The organism is Streptomyces sp. NPDC051636 (assembly GCF_044453765.1).
GTDB lineage: Bacteria > Actinomycetota > Actinomycetes > Streptomycetales > Streptomycetaceae > Streptomyces.
On record NZ_JBITDA010000011.1, the window covers coordinates 78730 to 95855 of the forward strand.

General features: G+C 72.2%; 17 protein-coding genes and 1 riboswitch. Of the genes, 4 read left to right on the forward strand and 13 right to left on the reverse strand.

Going from position 1 to position 17126, the window contains the following annotated elements; genetic code table 11:
* Nucleotides 1–186: 186 nt before the first annotated feature.
* The 9 genes from ACIBBH_RS20650 to ACIBBH_RS20690 form a co-directional block, all read right to left on the reverse strand.
* Nucleotides 187–1266, reverse strand: a complete 1080-nt coding sequence (locus ACIBBH_RS20650; RefSeq protein WP_399406571.1) for a hemolysin family protein — start codon at nt 1264–1266, stop codon at nt 187–189.
* Entirely contained in the window at nt 1263–2597 is a 1335-nt protein-coding gene (locus ACIBBH_RS20655; protein WP_399406572.1) for a hemolysin family protein, read from the reverse strand. Before ACIBBH_RS20655 ends, ACIBBH_RS20650 begins: the two co-directional genes overlap by 4 nt.
* Nucleotides 2598–2800: 203 nt before the next feature.
* Nucleotides 2801–3265, reverse strand: a complete 465-nt coding sequence (locus ACIBBH_RS20660) for a PH domain-containing protein (RefSeq protein ID WP_399406574.1) — start codon at nt 3263–3265, stop codon at nt 2801–2803.
* A gap of 13 nt (nt 3266–3278) precedes the next feature.
* Complete coding sequence (gene hisG, locus ACIBBH_RS20665; protein ID WP_399406576.1) at nt 3279–4127, reverse strand: ATP phosphoribosyltransferase; 849 nt, start codon at nt 4125–4127, stop codon at nt 3279–3281.
* Nucleotides 4128–4177: 50 nt separating this feature from the next.
* Complete coding sequence (locus ACIBBH_RS20670) at nt 4178–4450, reverse strand: phosphoribosyl-ATP diphosphatase (RefSeq protein WP_030221505.1); 273 nt, start codon at nt 4448–4450, stop codon at nt 4178–4180.
* Between the two features lie 34 nt (nt 4451–4484).
* On the reverse strand, nt 4485–4970 hold the full coding sequence (gene ribH, locus ACIBBH_RS20675; protein WP_399406578.1) for a 6,7-dimethyl-8-ribityllumazine synthase: 486 nt from the start codon (nt 4968–4970) through the stop codon (nt 4485–4487).
* Between the two features lie 21 nt (nt 4971–4991).
* The gene (locus ACIBBH_RS20680; protein ID WP_399406580.1) at nt 4992–6305 is read right to left on the reverse strand and encodes a bifunctional 3,4-dihydroxy-2-butanone-4-phosphate synthase/GTP cyclohydrolase II; all 1314 of its coding nucleotides are present in this window, start codon (nt 6303–6305) and stop codon (nt 4992–4994) included.
* Entirely contained in the window at nt 6302–6943 is a 642-nt protein-coding gene (pnuC, locus tag ACIBBH_RS20685; protein WP_399406582.1) for a nicotinamide riboside transporter PnuC, read from the reverse strand. The genes ACIBBH_RS20680 and pnuC overlap by 4 nt, the downstream gene beginning before the upstream one ends.
* Nucleotides 6940–7545 carry a riboflavin synthase gene (locus ACIBBH_RS20690; RefSeq protein ID WP_399406584.1) on the reverse strand — a complete coding sequence of 202 codons (606 nt, stop codon included), beginning with the start codon at nt 7543–7545 and terminating at the stop codon, nt 6940–6942. Before ACIBBH_RS20690 ends, pnuC begins: the two co-directional genes overlap by 4 nt.
* Nucleotides 7546–7699: 154 nt before the next feature.
* Nucleotides 7700–7830, reverse strand: a riboswitch (FMN riboswitch).
* Between the two features lie 347 nt (nt 7831–8177).
* Here ACIBBH_RS20690 and ACIBBH_RS20695 point away from each other — a divergent pair.
* A complete protein-coding gene (locus ACIBBH_RS20695; protein ID WP_399406586.1) occupies nt 8178–8933 on the forward strand; it encodes an SDR family oxidoreductase in 756 nt (251 codons plus the stop codon).
* Between the two features lie 154 nt (nt 8934–9087).
* On the opposite strand, the gene ACIBBH_RS20700 is transcribed toward ACIBBH_RS20695, so the two are convergent.
* Nucleotides 9088–10317: an ROK family transcriptional regulator gene (locus ACIBBH_RS20700; RefSeq protein WP_399406588.1), complete on the reverse strand. Its 1230-nt coding sequence runs from the start codon at nt 10315–10317 to the stop codon at nt 9088–9090.
* 126 nt (nt 10318–10443) lie between these two features.
* Between ACIBBH_RS20700 and ACIBBH_RS20705 the strand changes: the two genes are divergently transcribed.
* Nucleotides 10444–11664 (forward strand): MFS transporter, encoded by a 1221-nt coding sequence (locus ACIBBH_RS20705; RefSeq protein WP_399406590.1) that lies wholly within the window; start codon nt 10444–10446, stop codon nt 11662–11664.
* Here ACIBBH_RS20705 and ACIBBH_RS20710 read toward each other — a convergent pair.
* Together ACIBBH_RS20710 and ACIBBH_RS20715 are read right to left on the reverse strand one after the other, a co-directional pair.
* Nucleotides 11624–12082: an acyl-CoA thioesterase gene (locus ACIBBH_RS20710; RefSeq protein WP_399406592.1), complete on the reverse strand. Its 459-nt coding sequence runs from the start codon at nt 12080–12082 to the stop codon at nt 11624–11626. The genes ACIBBH_RS20705 and ACIBBH_RS20710 overlap by 41 nt on opposite strands.
* A gap of 275 nt (nt 12083–12357) precedes the next feature.
* Entirely contained in the window at nt 12358–13479 is a 1122-nt protein-coding gene (locus ACIBBH_RS20715) for a glycoside hydrolase family 6 protein (RefSeq protein ID WP_399406846.1), read from the reverse strand.
* A gap of 176 nt (nt 13480–13655) precedes the next feature.
* On the opposite strand from ACIBBH_RS20715, the gene ACIBBH_RS20720 reads away from it, so the two are divergent.
* Nucleotides 13656–14342, forward strand: coding sequence for a DUF5995 family protein (locus tag ACIBBH_RS20720; protein ID WP_399406594.1), 687 nt, complete (start codon nt 13656–13658; stop codon nt 14340–14342).
* Between the two features lie 90 nt (nt 14343–14432).
* Nucleotides 14433–15362: an LLM class F420-dependent oxidoreductase gene (locus tag ACIBBH_RS20725; protein WP_399406596.1), complete on the forward strand. Its 930-nt coding sequence runs from the start codon at nt 14433–14435 to the stop codon at nt 15360–15362.
* 7 nt (nt 15363–15369) lie between these two features.
* Here ACIBBH_RS20725 and ACIBBH_RS20730 read toward each other — a convergent pair whose 3' ends face one another.
* Nucleotides 15370–17067, reverse strand: a complete 1698-nt coding sequence (locus ACIBBH_RS20730) for a flavin monoamine oxidase family protein (protein ID WP_399406598.1) — start codon at nt 17065–17067, stop codon at nt 15370–15372.
* Between the last annotated feature and the right edge of the window lie 59 nt (nt 17068–17126).

The window sequence follows — 17126 nt, forward strand, 5'->3', positions numbered from 1 at the left end:
GGGCGGCGCTGGCGGGGGTGCCGCTCGCCCGCGCCGGCCGGGTGCCTCCCCCACTCTCGGTTTCGCTCGAGCGGGGGACCTCCATCGCCCACCCGTGCCGCCCAGGGTGCCCCCGGCCCCTTGAGGCACTGGGGAGGCACGACTGCTCGCAGCGGCGCGTGCTCGACCGCGCAGCGGCACCCCGGCTCAGCTCGCCAGCGCCTCCTCCGGCTCTCCGCTCACCCTCGGCTCGCTGAGCCTGGGCGCTTGCCGGTGGGCCGGATCCCGTACCTCGCCGACCAGCAGTTCCAGTACGTCCTCCAGCGCGACCAGGCCGAGGACCTTGCCGGACGCGTCGGCCACCTGGGCCAGGTGGGTGGCCGCGCGGCGCATCACCGTGAGGGCGTCGTCGAGCGGCAGTTCGGCCCGGAGGGTCGTCATCGGGCGCCAGATCTGCTGCGGGACGGCCCGTTCCGACTCCTCCAGGTCGAGTACGTCCTTGACGTGGAGATAGCCCATGAAGGCGCCGGTCTCCGCCGCGACCGGGAAGCGGGAGTACCCGGTGCGCGCGGTCAGCTCGACGATCTCCCCCGGCGTGACCGACGGAGCCACCGTCACCAGCGACTCGCGCCCCAGAAGCACATCGGTGACCGGGCGGGAGCCCAGTTCCAGCGCGTCCTCCAGGCGCTCCTGCTCCTCGGGGTCCAGGAGGCCGGCCTGGCCGGAATCTTCCACGAGCCTGTTGAGCTGCTCGCTGGTGAAGACGGCCTCCACCTCGTCCTTGGGCTCGACGCGGAAGAGCCGCAGGATGCCCTGGGCGCAGGCGCCGAGGGCCACGGTGATGGGCCGGCAGAGGCGGGCGAAGGTGACCAGGCCGGGGCTGAGCCACAGCGCGGCCTTCTCGGGGGCGGCCATCGCGAGGTTCTTCGGGACCATCTCGCCGATGACGAGGTGGAAGAAGACGACCGCGGCGAGGGCGATCACATAGCCGAGCGGGTGGATCACGCCGTGCGGCAGGTGGATCCACTCGAACACCGGTTCCAGCAAATGGGCCAACGTCGGCTCGGCGACCGCGCCCAGCGTCAGCGAGCAGACGGTGATGCCGAACTGGGCGGCGGCCATCATCTGCGGCAGCCGCTCCAGGCCGTACAGCACCTGGCGGGAGCGCGCGGTGCCGAGCGGTTCGATCTGGCTGCGGCGAACGGAGACGAGCGCGAACTCGGCACCGACGAAGAAGCCGTTGGCGAGCACGAGCAGCGCGGCGAAGACCAGTTGGAGGACGCTCATCGGGCGGCCTCCATGGCGTTCACCGCGGGGGTCGTGCGGACGAGGCGGACCCGTTCGGCGCGGTAGTGGCCGACCCGGCGCACGGAGAGCCGCCAGCCGGGCAGTTCGGCCTTGTCGCCGGGGGCCGGGATGCGGCCGAGCAGATCGGCGACCAGTCCGGCGACGGTCTCGTACGGGCCCTCGGGCACGTCGAGGCCTATGCGCAGGAGGATGTCGACGCGGCAGCTGCCGTCGACGTCCCAGGCGGGCTTGCCGTCCTCGGGCAGGGCGGCGGCGAGTTCCGGCACCAGTTGGCCGTCGTGCTCGTCGCGGACCTCGCCGACCAGTTCCTCGACGATGTCCTCCAGGGTGACCACGCCCGCCGTGCCGCCGTACTCGTCGACGACCACGGCGATGGGCTGCTCGCTGCGCAGCCGGGCCAGCAGGTCCTGCACGGGAAGCGTCTCGGGGACGAGCAGGGCCGGGCGGGCGATGCGGCCGACGGGCGTGCGCAGCCGGTCGTGGACCGGGACCGCCAGCGCGTCCTTGAGGTGGGCCATGCCGACGATCTCGTCGATCTTCTCCCGGTAGACGGGGAAGCGGGACAGGCCGGTGGCCCGGGTCAGGTTGACCACGTCCTCGGCGGTGGCCGAGGACTGCAGGGCGCTCACCTTCACGCGCGGGGTCATGACGTGCTGCGCGGTCAGCTCGCCCAGCGACAGGGTGCGGACGAACAGATCGGCGGTGTCCTGCTCCAGAGCGCCGGCCCGGGCGGAGTGCCTGGCCAGGGAGACGAGTTCGCCGGGGGTGCGGGCGGAGGCCAGTTCCTCGGCGGGCTCGACGCCCAGGGCCCGTACGAGCCGGTTGGCGACCGTGTTGAGCACGGAGATCACCGGGCGGAACAGGCGGGCGAAGCGGTGCTGCGGACCGGCCACGAAGCGCGCCACCTGCAACGGCTTGGACACCGCCCAGTTCTTGGGCACCAGTTCGCCGATCACCATCTGGATCGCCGAGGCGAGCAGCATGCCGACGACCACGGCGACACCGGAGACGGCTCTCTCGGGGATGCCGACCGCGGCGAACGGGCCGTGCAGCAGCTCGGCCAGGGCCGGTTCGGCGAGCATGCCGACGACGAGGGAGGTGATGGTGATGCCGAGCTGGGTGCCGGAGAGCTGGAAGGACAGCTCCTTGAGCGACTCGACGACCGTACGGGCGCGCTTGTCGCCCTCGGCGGCGGCCTTCTCGGCGTCCGGGCGCTCGACCGTCACCAGGCCGAACTCGGCCGCCACGAAGAAACCGTTGGCGAGAATCAGCAGGAACGCCGCTCCGAGGAGCAGCAGGGGGATGCTCATGATGCCGCCGCCTCCGCGCGATGTCGGGAGGGGGCGGCGCAGGTACTACAGGACGATCCGTCCATCGCCGGAGAGGGTCACTCCTCGCGTAGCAGGAACCCCTGTGCACCGGCTGGCACGCAGGGGCGGAGGCGCAGCGAAAACGCCTCCGCCACCAGATTAATCAAGACACCGGCCACTCCGGCAGGGTGGACGTCTCCGAGTCAGTCCTGATCTTCCGTGGCGTGTGCGGTGGAGCGGGCCTCCGCGAGCGCCCGGAGGGTGCGCGCGTCGGCGATGGCGCGCTGCTTGGCGATGCCCGGCTGGATGCCGAGCGCGGGCAGGCTGGTGCCGTCGCTGAGGTCGAGGAACACCCAGGGATCGCCCGGACGGAGGTTCACCCGGAGGATTTCCGCCCAGTCCAGACGGCGTCTGCTGGCGATGTTGACGACGGTGACGCCGGATTCGTCGGCGACGACCTTCACCCGGGCGAGCTGCGCCAGCACGCCGAAGATGAGGGCGCCGGTGATGATGAAGCTGAGCCGCTCCCCCGGGCCGAGATGCTCCAGCAGCATCGCGATCCCGGAGATGACCAGGAAGATCGCGAGGCCGGCGGTGAGCAGGATCACGCGGGTGTGACCCGGCCGGAAGGTGACGGGAAGGGCGGGGAGGTCAGGACTGTCGGGCATCTCTGCTTACCCCTCAGAGGCGGCAGGCGTGGATGGCGGTGGTCAGGATGGCCCGGGCGCCGATCTCGTACAGATCGTCCATGATCCGCTGGGCCACCTTGGCCGGGACCATGGCGCGGACGGCGACCCAGCCCTCGTTGTGCAGCGGGGAGACGGTCGGCGACTCCAGGCCCGGCGTGAGCGCGACGGCCTTCTCGAGCTGCTCGACGCGGCAGTCGTAGTCCATCATCACGTACGTCCGGGCCACCAGGACGCCCTGGAGACGGCGCAGGAACTGCTGCACCTTGGGCTCTTCGCCGTCGGCGCCGGTGCGGCGGATGACGACCGCCTCCGACTTCATGATCGGCTCGCCGATGACCTCCAGGCCCGCGTTGCGCAAGCTGGTGCCGGTCTCCACGACGTCCGCGATCACCTCGGCGACACCGAGCTCGATGGCGGTCTCGACCGCGCCGTCCAGGTGGACGACGGAGGCGTCGATGCCGTGGTCGGCGAGGTGCTTGGCGACGATGCCCTCGTAGGAGGTGGCGACCGTCATGCCGCCGAGGTCCTCGACGCCCTTCGCCGTGCCCGGCTTGGTGGCGTAACGGAAGGTGGAGCGGGCGAAGCCGAGCGGGAGGATCTCCTCGGCGTTGGCGCCGGAGTCGATGAGCAGGTCGCGGCCGGTGATGCCGATGTCGAGGCGGCCGGAGGAGACGTAGATCGCGATGTCGCGGGGGCGGAGGTAGAAGAACTCGACCTCGTTCTCCGGGTCGACGATCCGCAGTTCCTTGGACTCCCGGCGCTGCTGGTAACCGGCCTCATGCAGCATCTCCGCCGCAGGGCCTGAGAGCGAACCCTTGTTGGGGACGGCGATGCGCAGCATGAGGTCGGCTTCCTTTGCTCGTTCTGTACGGAACTGTGTGCGGGTACGGCTCAGAGGTGGGCGTAGACGTCGTCCAGGGAGATCCCGCGGGCGACCATCATCACCTGGACGTGGTACAGCAGCTGCGAGATTTCCTCGGCGGCCGCCTCCTTGCCCTCGTACTCGGCGGCCATCCAGACCTCGGCGGCCTCCTCGACGACCTTCTTGCCGATGGTATGGACGCCCTTGCCGACCAGCTCTGCGGTGCGGGAGGTGGCGGGATCGCCGTGGGCGGCCTTGTGCTGGAGCTCGGTGAAGAGCTCCTCGAACGTCTTCTTGGACATGGTGGTCCTTACCCTACGCGCTCCGGGCCGTGCCTCAGTGCCAGGGTTCGGATACTGAGCGGAGCGTGACCGCGGTCGCCACCGCGGCCGTCACCGCCTCGTGCCCCTTGTCCTCGTTCGAGCCCTCCAGGCCGGCCCGGTCCAGGGCCTGCTCCTCCGTGTCGCAGGTCAGCACGCCGAAGCCGACGGGGACGCCGGTCTCGACGGAGACCTGGGTGAGGCCGACGGTGACGCCCTGGCACACGTAGTCGAAGTGGGGGGTGCCGCCGCGGATGACGACGCCGAGGGCGACGACCGCGTCGTAGCCGCGGCCGGCCAGTACCTTGGCGGCGACCGGAAGTTCGAAGCTGCCGGGGACCCGGATCAGCGTGGGCTCGTCGATCCCCAGCTCGTGCAGGGCGCGCAGGGCGCCGTTCACCAGACCGTCCATCACCTTGTCGTGCCACTGCGCCGCGACGACCGCGACCCTGAGGTCGCTGGCGTTGCGAACAGACAGTTCCGGTGCACCCTTGCCGCTCACGTCTCTCCTAAGTGCTTTCGCTTACTGGTTGCCGCAGGTGGCCGCGGACGCGGCCGCAGAGGCTGACACGGCGGGCGTGTCCAGCCAGGGCAGGTCGTGTCCCATCCGGTCCCGCTTGGTGCGCAGGTAGCGGAGGTTGTGCTCGCCCGCCTGTACGGGCATCGGCTCGCGTCCGGTGACCTTGAGCCCGTGCCGCAGCAGCGCCTCGGTCTTCTCGGGGTTGTTGGTCATCAGGCGCAGGCTGCGGACGCCGAGGTCCGCCAGGATCTGGGCACCCGCGCCGTAGTCGCGGGCGTCGGCGGGCAGGCCGAGTTCGAGGTTGGCGTCGAGGGTGTCGTGGCCGCGTTCCTGCAGCTCGTACGCCCTCAGTTTGGACAGCAGACCGATACCGCGGCCCTCGTGACCGCGCAGGTAGACCACGACGCCCCGGCCCTCGGCCTGGATCCGCTCCAGGGAGGTGTCCAACTGGGGGCCGCAGTCGCAGCGCAGGGAGCCGAACACATCGCCGGTGAGGCACTCGGAGTGGACGCGGACCAGGACGTCCTCGCCGTCGCCGATCTCGCCGTGCACGAGGGCGACATGCTCGACGCCGTCGACGGTGGAGCGGTAGCCGTACGCCGTGAAGGTGCCGTGGGCGGTGGGCAGGCGGGTCTCGGCCTCGCGCCGGACGGTGGGCTCGCAGCCGCGGCGGTAGGCGATCAGGTCCTCGATGGAGATGATCGTCAGGCCGTGCTTGCGGGCGAACGGGATCAGTTCGGGCAGGCGGAGCATGCGGCCGTCCTCACCGGCGATCTCGACGATCGCGCCGGCCGGGCGGAGCCCCGCGAGGCGGGCGAGGTCGACGGCGGCCTCGGTGTGGCCGTTGCGGACCAGGACGCCGCCGGGCTTGGCGCGCAGCGGGAAGACGTGGCCGGGGCGGACGAAGTCGGTCGGCTCGGCGTCGCCGCCGGCGAGCAGCTGGAGCGTGGTCGCCCGGTCGGAGGCCGAGATGCCGGTGGTCACGCCGTGGGCGGCCGAGGCGTCCACGGAGACCGTGAACGCGGTCTTCATCGACTCGGTGTTGTCCTCGACCATCTGGGGGAGCTTCAGCCGGTCCAGCTCCGCGCCCTCCATGGGGGCGCAGATCAGTCCGCGGCACTCGCTCATCATGAAGGCGACGATCTCGGGTGTGGCCTTCTCGGCGGCGATGACGACATCGCCCTCGTTCTCCCGGTCCTCGTCGTCGACGACCACGACCGGACGCCCGGCCGCGATGTCGGCGATGGCCTGCTCGACGGGGTCGAGAGCGAAGTCCTCGAAGCCGTCGGTGCTGTACAGGATCGGTGCCGCGGTCATGCGGGAGCTCCTTCCAGAGCGGGCTGCGAGGCCTCGCGGGAGCGCAGCCACCAGTCGCGCATGCCCCACAGGACGAGCGCGCCGTAGATGACGTAGACGAAGCCTGAGAAGGCGTAGCCGTTCGCGAAGTTCAGGGGCACGCCGACGAGGTCGACGAGCAGCCAGGCGAACCAGAACTCGACCATGCCGCGCGCCTGGGCGTACATGGCGACGATGGTGCCGACGAAGATGTAGGCGTCCGGCCAGGGGTCCCACGACAGGGACGGGTAGGCCTTGAAGAGCAGGGCGACGGCGACCGTGCCGACGGCGGCGGCGCAGATCATGGCGGCGCGCTCGGGCCGGGTGGCGAACCGCGGGGTGATGTGGCCGTTTTCGGACCGGTCCTTGTCGCGGTTCCACTGCCACCAGCCGTACAGGGCGACGGCCATGACGACGGCCTGCTTGCCGGCGCTGCCGGTCAGGTGGCCGAAGAAGGCCCCGAAGAGGACGAGACCGGACAGGAACTGGACCGGCCAGGTCCACAGCGAGCGCCGCCAGCCGAGCGCCAGGGTGATCAGGCCGAGGATGTTGCCGATCATGTCCGACCACAGGATGTGCTGGCCGAAGAGGGTGAACGCCTCGGAGTTCAGCCCGTTCACTTCGCGGCCCCCTGGCCCGCCGCGAGCAGCCGCTCGACGTACTTGGCGACGACGTCCACCTCGAGGTTGACCGGGTCGCCGGGCTGCTTCAGGCCGAGGGTGGTCAGCGCGAGGGTGGTGGGGATGAGGCTGACGGTGAAGTAGTCCGCGCCTGCCTCGACGACGGTGAGGCTGATGCCGTCGACCGTGATGGAGCCCTTCTCGACGACGTAGCGCGCGAGTTCGGCCGGGAGCGAGATCCTGACGATCTCCCAGTGCTCGGAGGGCGTGCGTTCCAGCACCGTGCCCGTGCCGTCGACGTGTCCCTGCACGATGTGCCCGCCCAGGCGCGCGCCCACGGCGGTGGGGCGCTCGAGGTTGACGCGGGAGCCGGCGGTCAGGGCGCCCAGGCTGGACCGCTTGAGGGTCTCCGCCATGACGTCGGCGGTGAACTCGTCGCCCTCGTGGTCGACGACGGTGAGACAGACCCCGTTCACGGCGATGGAGTCGCCGTGCTTCGCGCCCTGGGTGACGACGGGGCCGCGCAGCCGGAAGCGGGAGGCGTCGCCGAGGTTCTCGACGGCCGTGACCTCGCCCAGTTCTTCGACGATTCCGGTGAACACTTCCCGGGTCCTCCTGCCTCTTCGGGCACGGACTCCGGGGCTGTCGATGACGACAGAATGAACGGATGAGCACACTGGGGACGTCATCGCCGGACGGGACCCGCCCGCGACGGACGAGTCCAGACGGCGGCGCGCACACGTGCATGCCCGCCCGCCGCGCACTGCCTCCCATCCGGACTTTAACCGTCGGTCCAGGAATTTCACCTGGTCAACCGGCCACTGGAAGCGGACGGGTCGCGGACTGTAACCGCCGGTTCGGACTTTCACCGACCCCGGAGTGCGCTGCTTCTGGTACAGGGCCAGTCTGCCACGCCTGATCGTCGTCCATGCGGGTGATCCCTGTGGGGTGCCTCACAGCGGAATGGTCCATACTATTGACGGACTGGTCTAGTCCTTTTATCGTGCCGACGGGCGCCCGGCGGCGGTGACGACGGCCCTTGCCCGCCGCCGGGTCTCGCTCTGGCAAGGTCATCGCATGACCGCACCGGCCCGCTGACGTTCGGAGACCACCGCCCCCGTCGTTCGGCCTGGCCCACCGGATACCTTCGAATTCCCTTCCCGCGGGCTGCGGGGTCTCATTTGACGAAGAGCGCCCCGCCCGGGGGCGCGGTGTGAAGAGGGGCTGAAGCAGCATGACCACGATCCTGGTGACCGGCGGTACCGGAACCCTGGGCCGGCTCGTCGCAGAGCGGCTGCGCGCGGGCGGGCACGACGTGCGGGTGCTCAGCCGCCGCGCCCAGCCGTACGCCGTCGATCTGCGCGAGGGCGGCGCGGGGCTGGACGCGGCCGTCGCCGGCGCGGCCACGATCGTGCACTGCGCGAGCTCGCCGCGCGGCGGTGACGAGAAGGCGGCGGCGAACCTGATCGCGGCGGCGCGGCGGGCGGAGGTGGGCCACCTGGTCTACATCTCCATCGTGGGCGTCGACCGGGTGCCGCTCGGCTACTACAAGTCGAAGCTCGCCGTGGAGAAGCTGGTGGAGGAGTCGGGCCTGGGCTGGACGGTGCTGCGGACGACCCAGTTCCACGATCTGCCCGTGCAGCTGTTCGAGACCCTCTCCAGGTCGCCCGTCCTGCCGCTCCCGGCCGGGGTGTCGGACCAGCCGATCGAGGTGGCCGAGGTCGCGGACCGCCTGGCCGAGTTGGCGGCCGGGGCGCCGGCGGGACGGGTCCCGGACATGGGCGGCCCGGAGGTGCGCACGCTGGAGTCCCTGGCCCGCGCCTACCTGAAGGCGACGGGCCGGCGACGGCCCACGCTGAACCTCCCGCTGCCCGGAAGGACCTGCCGCGCCTTCCGCGAGGGCGGCCACCTCACGCCGGAGCGGGCAGTGGGCAAGGGGACCTTCGAGGAGTACCTGGGACGGCGGTTCGGGGGCGGCTCGGCGGGCTAGAGGGCCGGGGGCGTGGATTCGGGCGCCGGTCGGGGGGCGCACCGGCGACGCACACGGGGGCCGGGGCGGTGGTCGGCACTCCGGGCGAGAAGGCCTTCTCCGTGCGAGGTGCCGTGCCAGGCGTCGCGGACCCGGGGTGGTCCAAAGGACATCCCTAGCGCCCCCGTGGCGCGAACAACTCGTCCTGTGCCCCCTCCCGGGCCGTCAGCAGGGCCCCCCGCAGCACGGCCGTGCCGCCGAGGTCGCTCGCCCGTACCTCGGTGAGCAGGGGGGACATCCGGCGGATGCGTTCCTCCACGCGCGCGGCCAGCGCTTCGCCCCCGGCCTGGCCGATCTCCCCGCCCAGGACCACGCACCCCGGGTCGAGGATGGCGACGACGGAGGCGACGCCGAGGGCGATCCGGTCGGCCAGGGCATCGAGGAAACGGGCGGCGGGGCGGGCCTCCGCGGTGCCGTCGCCCGGGCCGCTCCCGGCGCCGTGCCTGCCGGCCGCCTTCGCCGCCTCCCGCACCACCAGGGCCGCGCCGGTCTCCTCCCTGCCGGGTCCCGACAACCCGTATTCCCGGGCCAGTTCCGCGATCGCGTCCGCTCCGGCCAGGGAGTGGTAGCCGCCCGAGCAGTCCGTCGCCGAGGGCAGCGCGGCCGTGCCCGGGACCGGCAGGAAGCCGATCTCGCCGGTGCCTCCGGAGGCGCCGCGGCGCAGGGTGCCGTCGAGGACGACGGCGGCACCGGGGCTGTGGCCGAGCCAGAGGAGGACGAAGGTGTCCCGGTCCCGGGCGGCGCCCTCCCGCTGTTCGGCGAGGGCGGCGAGGTTGGTCTCGTTCTCGACGCTGACGCGGGCCTCCGGGAACCGCTCCTGGAGCGCGGCGACCAGGCTGCGGTGCCAGCCGGGCAGGCCCGCCGAGTCGCGGAGCTCGCCCGTGCCCGGGTCGATGAGGCCCGGCGCGCCGATGCCGACGGTGTGCGGCCGGTCGGCCCCGGCCTCCTTGACCGCCCGCTCCACGAGCGCCACCGCCCGCTCCTCGGCCGGCTCGGCCCCGGTGTTCCCGCCGATCGGCGCGGACGCCTCGGCGAGCACCCGGCCGAGCAGGTCGGAGACGAGCACGGAGACGCTCTCGGTGCGGACGTCGAGCGCCGCGAGGTGGGCGCGGTCGGCGACGATGCCGTACAGCCGCGCGTTCGGGCCGCGGCGCTGTTCGCCGGACTCCCCGACCACCGTGATCAGACCGGAGACGGTGAGGCGTTCGACGAGGTCGGCGACCGTCGGCCGGGAGAGTCCCGTCAACTGCTTCAACTGCCCTGCCGTCAGAGGGCCTTCCTGCTGCAACAGCCGTAGGGCGAGCCGGTCGTTGATGGCCCGGGCGGTACTCGGTGATGCGGGCATGACCGGAATCCTTCCAGATCCGCGGGACCGGACGGCGCGGAATACGCGCTATCTATCAGGAAGGGTCCCTGATAGTTTACGGCGAAGCATCGGCGGGGGTGCGTCCCCCCAGGGAGGGGCCGGAACATGAGTGACGTGTTCAACGAGCAACACGACCGGCGAACAGTACCGCGCGCCCGGTACGCCGTAGCGGCCGTCTTCGCCGTGCACGGCGCCGTCACCGGATCCTTCGCGACCCGCGTGCCCTGGATCCAGGACCACGCCGCGCTCGGCGCGGGACAGCTCGGTTTCGCCCTGGCCTTCACGGCGTTCGGCGCCTCCTGCTCGATGCCGCTGGCCGGCCGGATCAGCCACCGCTTCGGCAGCCGTACGGCCCTGCGCGGCCTGATCGCGCTGTGGACGCTGTCCCTGGTCCTGCCCTCCCTCGCGCCGGACCTGGTGACGCTCTGCCTGGCGATGTTCACCTACGGCGCGACCGCCGGGATGGCCGACGTCGCCATGAACGCCCTCGGCGTCGAGGTCGAGCGCCTGCTGGACAGGTCGATCATGTCGGGACTGCACGGCATGTGGAGCGCGGGCGCCCTGTTCGGCTCGGCGGCCGGCACGCTCGCCGCGCACCTCGGCTCGGACGCCCGGCTGCACTTCGCGCTGGCGGCCGCCGCGCTCACCCTGCTCGGCGTCCTCGCGTGCGGCTGGGTGCTGGACGTACAGCCCGCCGAGGACGAGGAGCCGCCGCCGAGGTTCGCGCTGCCGCCCAGGTCGGCGCTGCTGATCGGTGCGGTCGGCTTCTGCGCGGTGTTCGCGGAGGGCGCCGGCCTCGACTGGTCGGCGGTCTTCCTGCGCGACCGGCTGGACAGCTCCGCCGGTCTGGCGGCGGCGTCGACGACCGGCTTCATGCTGAGCATGGCGGTGGCCCGGATCGCCGGGGACGCGGTGGTGAACCGCTTCGGGGCGGTCCGCACGGTCCGAGCCGGTGGCGTGCTCGCCGTCCTCGGCGGGCTGCTGATCGTCGTCGCGGGCCATCCGGCGGTGGCGACGGGCGGGTTCGCGCTGATGGGCCTCGGGATCGCGGTCGTCGTCCCGCTGTGTTTCGCGGCGGCCGGCCACAACGGCCCGAACCCCAGTCAGGCCATCGCGGGCGTCGCGACCATCACCTACACCTCCGGGCTGATCGCGCCCAGCCTGATCGGCGGGGTCGCGCAGGCCACCAGCCTGATGGTGTCGTTCGGTCTGGTGACGGTGCTGGCGTGCGGGCTCGCGGTCTTCGCGGGGGTGCTGCGCGGCGGTGGGCGCAGTCCGCGCGAGGTCAGTCCGCGGGCCGCAGCAGTTCCCGACCGGCAGTCCTGAAGTCCTCGCTCCACGCGGCCGGCCGCAGAGTCCCGGCGTCCAGCCGGACCAGGACCCGGGTGCCGTGCGCGTAGGTGACCGTCCCGTCGGCCGAGCAGAAGCGGAAGCCGTAGGTCAGGCCGGTGGTGCCGAGCCGCTCCAGCCACAGGTGGACGGCGTACGCGCCCGGGCTGGTCACCGGCGCCTCATAGGTGATCCGCAGCTCCTTGACCGCGTTGCAGGCGTCGCCCGCGGCCGCCCAGTCCCCGTCGAAGCGGATGCCGTGGGCGTGCCACAGCTCGGCCCAGGCGCGTTCCGCCATCAGCGGGTAGCGGGCGTTGTGCAGCAGCCCCAGCGCGTCCAGGTCGTCGAAGTGGACGGTGACGGGGATCAGCCGGCCGTACGGCAGGGCGGGGGCCGGCGGGGCTTCGGCGGTCACGGGTGGGGCTCCTGGGCGTCGCTGGACGGGGTGGCGGGCACCCCGGGGAATCTCCATCCTAAGCGAGCGCTCAGCAGCCCCGGCCGGGAAGCCCCAGGTCAGGCCGCTGTCGAGTCGAGCTGCTCGGCGGCGGGCCGCAGCGCCCTGGCCCGCGGCGACCCCCGGCTGCGGCGCTTGTCTTCACGTACGCGTCGCCCGGGTGGCCGGATCGCCACGGCATCCCCTTGGCACCGCGCGTACGCCTCGGGCTGCGGCCGGCCCGCTGAGGCCGGCGGTCAGCGGACCAGGTCGTAGGCGTACGACGGCGTGAACGCCCCCGCCGCCCCCTTGCAGCCGTCCGACTCCCCCGGCGGTTTCACCCACAGGTAGGCGTCGATGCCGGGCTCGCCGGTGTCGAGGGTCGGTGACCGGCCGATCCTGCGGCCGGACGGGTCGCACCACGCGCCGTCGGGTGGGGCGCCGTTGCCGTTGCGGCTGGTGTCGATCACGGCGCCCAGGTCTGCGGGGCCGCCGAGGGCGTCGAGGACCTGGCGGTCGTAGGCGATCTCGTCGGTGGTGGTGTGGAAGTTGGAGACGTTACTGAAGATCCCGTCGGAGGAGGCCGGGGAGGCGGCACCCGCCTGTTTCAGCAGGGCCGCCTGCCGGCCGGCGGGGTTCCAGCCGGAGTGGCCCGCGTCGTAGTAGACCCGGGCCGCGGGGTTGGCGGCCTTCAGGACCCGCCCCGCGCGGGCCAGCGCGGTGAAGCGGGCGGCGCGGTCGCCGGACGGCAGGCAGCCGGACTGGGCGACCGAGTCGGGCTCCAGCACGACGATGACCTCGCCGGAGCCCAGTCCCGCGGCGAAGGCGTCGATCCACGCGTCGTACGCGGCGAGGTCGGGCGCCCCGCCCTGGGAGGCCCCGCCGCAGTCCCGGTGCGGGATGGCGTACGGCACGAGCACCGGCACCCGGCGCTGCGCGGCGGCGCCGGAGGTGACCGCGCGGACCCGCGAGGCGATGGTCGCCGGCGTGTGGTCCGCGAACCAGACGGCGGCCGGCCGGCCGGCGATGCGGGACTCGATGAGCGGGGTGCGGGGGTCGTCGGGATGGGCGCGGACCCAGTCGGCCACCCGGGAGTCGGGATGCCGGTACAGCAGCGGACCGGCGACGGCCGCGGTCGGACGCCGCCGGTCGGTGCGGGTGGGAGACGGGCTCTGGGTCGTCGGCTGCGCGGTGGCGGACGGGGAGGTGGAGGCCGGCTCGCCGGTCACCGACGGCCGGGGCACGTCGGGCAGGGGTGCCTGCGTCGGCGCGGGGGTCACCGCGGGCCCGGCACCGGCCGCGTGGTGCCCTTGGCCGAGCGCCGAGATCATGCCGGTCACGGTGCCGACGGCGGCCACCACCGAGGCCGCCACGACCATCGCCATGCGCCGGGCGGCGCGCCTGCGCTCGGCCCTGCGGGCGGCCAGCCGCCGGGCACGTGAGCCTGACACGGTGAAGCGCCCCCTCCCCCCGCAACGGGTCCGCGTTCCCCCGTTCCGGGGAAGCGCCGGGCCCGTCGGCACGCCCGTCGGTCCAGGGCTGGGACCCTTCCCCCATGGCGCAGTTGAAACACCTCACCCCGTCCGTCGACGCCGTCGTCCGCCGTATGCGCGCCCTGGAAACGGCCCTGCCCGCGAGCGACGGGGTCGCGGTGTTCAACCGCGTCTACCTGGCCGTCACCGAGGAGGTGGAACGGCGCCTGCACGCCGGTGGGTTCACGGATCCCCGGGCCGCGACGGCGCTGGATGTGCGGTTCGCCGAGCGGTATCTCGCCGCGGTCGACGCGGTGGCGGACGACCGCCGTCCGCCGGCCTGCTGGCGGCCGCTGTTCCAGCTCCGCCGCCATCCCGGCGTACGCCCGCTGCAGTTCGCCCTCGCGGGCATCAACGCGCACATCGGCCACGACCTGGCGCTGGCCGTCGTGGACACCTGTCGCACCCTCGGCTGCGAACCGGCCGACCTGGAGGACGAGTTCGACCGCGTGGGTGAGCTCCTCGTATCGCTGGAGGAACGCATCCGCGAGGATCTGATGCCGGGTCCCGACCTGCTCCAGATCGCCGACCCGCTCACCCACCTCCTCGGCTCCTGGAGCCTGGAGCGCGCCCGGGAGGCCACCTGGTCGGCGGCGCGGGCGCTGTGGGCACTGCGCCGGTTCGAGGACCTCGCCGAGGAGGTCACCGAGCGCCTGGACGCGGCCGTCGGTTTCGCGGGCCGCATGCTGCTCACGCCGCTACCGGACTGATCCGGCCACTCCGGTGCTTCGTCCCCCTCAACTCGTGTGTGAACCTTGTACGTTCGACACGAACCGACCTCTTGCGAAGGAGCACAGGGCATGGCGACGCGGCTCGGACTCGGCCTTCCCCAGAACAAGCAGTACAACCTCGGACGAGACGTGCCCGACGTGGCGCGCGCCGCCGAGCGGATCGGCTACGAGAGCCTCTGGGTGTACGAGCGGCTTCTGGTCCCCGACCCCGCGACGCAGGGCCTGTACGGCATCGACGGCCTGCCCTGGCCGGACGGCTACCGGGGTGTCGCCGAGCCGCTGGTCACCCTCACCCTCGCCGCCGCGGCGACCGAGCGGGCGCGGCTGGGCACCAGTGTGCTGGTCGCTCCGCTGCACGTGCCGTTCCAGCTCGCGAAGGCCCTCGCCACGCTGGACGCGGCGAGCGGCGGCCGGGTGGTGGCGGGCCTGGGCACCGGCTGGTCCCTGGACGAGTACGCGGCCGCGTCCGTACGGCCCTTCGAGGAGCGTGGGCAGGTCCTGGACGAGCTGATCGAGGTGTGCCGGGCCGTGTGGGGTCCGGACCCGGTGGCGTACGACGGACGCGTCACGAAGATCGCGTCTGCCGTGGTCGGCCCCAAGCCCGCCCGCCCGATCCCGATCCTGCTGGCGGCGGCGTCGAAGAAGGCCCAGCGCCGCCTCGTCGACCACGCCGACGGCTGGATGCCGGTGGGCATGGGCGCCGAGGCCCTCGCCGCGCAGTGGCGCGGACTGCGGGAGCTGGCCGCCGAACGCGGGCGGACCGAGCCGATCCGGACGGTCCTGCGCACCAACGCGGACTACCGGGCCCAGGGATACGACGGCGCCGACCGGCGGCCCTTCCAGGGCAGCGTCGACCAGATCGTGGAGGACCTGGCCGCGCACGCCGAGGTCGGCCTCGACGAGATCTTCATCGACCTCCAGCACGGCACCCAGGACGCCCAGGAGCTCAAGGACGTCGCCGCGGAGGTGTACGAGAAGGCGCGCGCGGCCGGCGTGTGAAACCCGGTCAGTCCTCCGGCAGCTCGACGGGCGCGATCTCGTCGTAGACGTCACCCGGACCGGGGTTGCCCGGGTCCGTGGCGCCGCCGAGGTGGTGCATGACGCCCCAGACCGCGTTCAGCGCGGTCTGGACCGCGCCCTCGGCCCAGCCGGCCGTCCAGGAGATGTCGTCGCCGGCCAGGAAGATGCCCCGCTTGTCCTCGGGCAGCCGGTCCTGCATGAAGTGCGTGAACAGGCGCCGCTGGTAGCGGTAGTGGCCCGGCAGGTTGGCCTTGAACGCGCCCATGAAGTAGGGCTCGTTCTCCCAGGAGACCGTCACCGGGTTGCCGATGATGTGCTTCCGGATGTCGACCTTCGGGTAGATCTCACCGAGCGACTTCAGCATGACCTCCATCCGCTCGTTCGCGGACAGCGGCAGCCACTTGAGGCTGTCGTCGCACCACGTGTAGGAGAGGCAGATGACGGCCGGCTGGTCCGGCCCGTTGTCGAGCAGGTAGGTGCCGCGGGTCATGCGGTCGGTGAGCGTCATCGACATGACGTCCCGGCCGGTCTCCTCGTCCTTGTCGAGCCAGAACGGCCGGTCGACCGGGACGAAGAGCTTGGAGCTCTCCATGTAGTGGGTTCGCTCCATCGCGGTCCAGTGGTCGATAGGGAAGAGCGAGTCGTCGCAGGCGATCTTGGACAGCAGCATCCAGGACTGGGCGGTGAAGATGGCCGCCTTGTACGTGCGGATGTCGCCGTTCGCGTCCGTCACGGTGATCCGGTTGCCCGCGGTGCGGTGCAGCCGGGTCACGGCCGGGCGCGGCTCGCCGTCCACGTGCAGGGACTTGAGGGACGTCCCGTACGGCCAGTGCACGATCTTCTCCGGCTCGCGCTCCCACAGGCGCAGCGGCAACTGCTGGGAACCGCCGACGATGCCGCGGTGGTGGTCGTCGGCCTCGGTGTAGACGACGCGCAGGATCTCCAGGATGGAGTTGGGGAAGTCGGTGTCCCAGCCGCCGGTGCCGAAGCCGACCTGGCCGAAGATCTCGCGGTGCCGGAAGGACTTGAACGCCTCGGAGTCGCAGAGGAAGCCGTAGAAGGTCTGGTTGTCGAGCTTCTCGACGAGCTTCGACCAGATCTCCCGGATGCGCGGCACGTCCCGCTCGCGCATCGCGTGGTTCATGTCGGAGAAGTCGGCGCCCTCTTCGAGGCACTTGTTCCAGGCCTCGGCGACATCGCGGTAGACCTGCGGCAGGTCGTCGATCGTCTCGGCGTAGTGCGACTCGCCCTTGAGGTCGACGACGGTCGAAGGCGTCGTCTCCGCGAGCGGGTTGGGGAAGGGCCGGGTCTCGAGTCCCACCAGGTCGATGTAGTGCTGGAGGGCCGTCGAGGACGGCGGGAAGCGCATCGCGCCCATCTCGGCGGTGAGCGAGGGGTCGCAGCCCTCGAAGCCCACCGTCCGCAGCCGGCCGCCGAGCTGGTCGGCCTCGTAGACGACCGGCTTGAGGCCCATCTTCATCAGCTCGTACGCGGCCACGAGGCCGGACAGGCCGCCGCCGATGACCGCCACCTCGGTGCCGTGCTCGGTCGCGGGGATCTGGCCGAGGCCCGCCGGGTGGGCGAGGAAGTCGTCGTAGGCGTAGGGGAAGTCCGGGCCGAACATGGTGATCGGCGGCTGCTGCTCGTCGGCGTGCTGGACGGCGTTGGGCACCGTGGACGTCATGGGGTACGGACTCCTTGCGCGGAAGAACTCGGGGGGAGGCTTTTCGGGGGGTGAGGCTG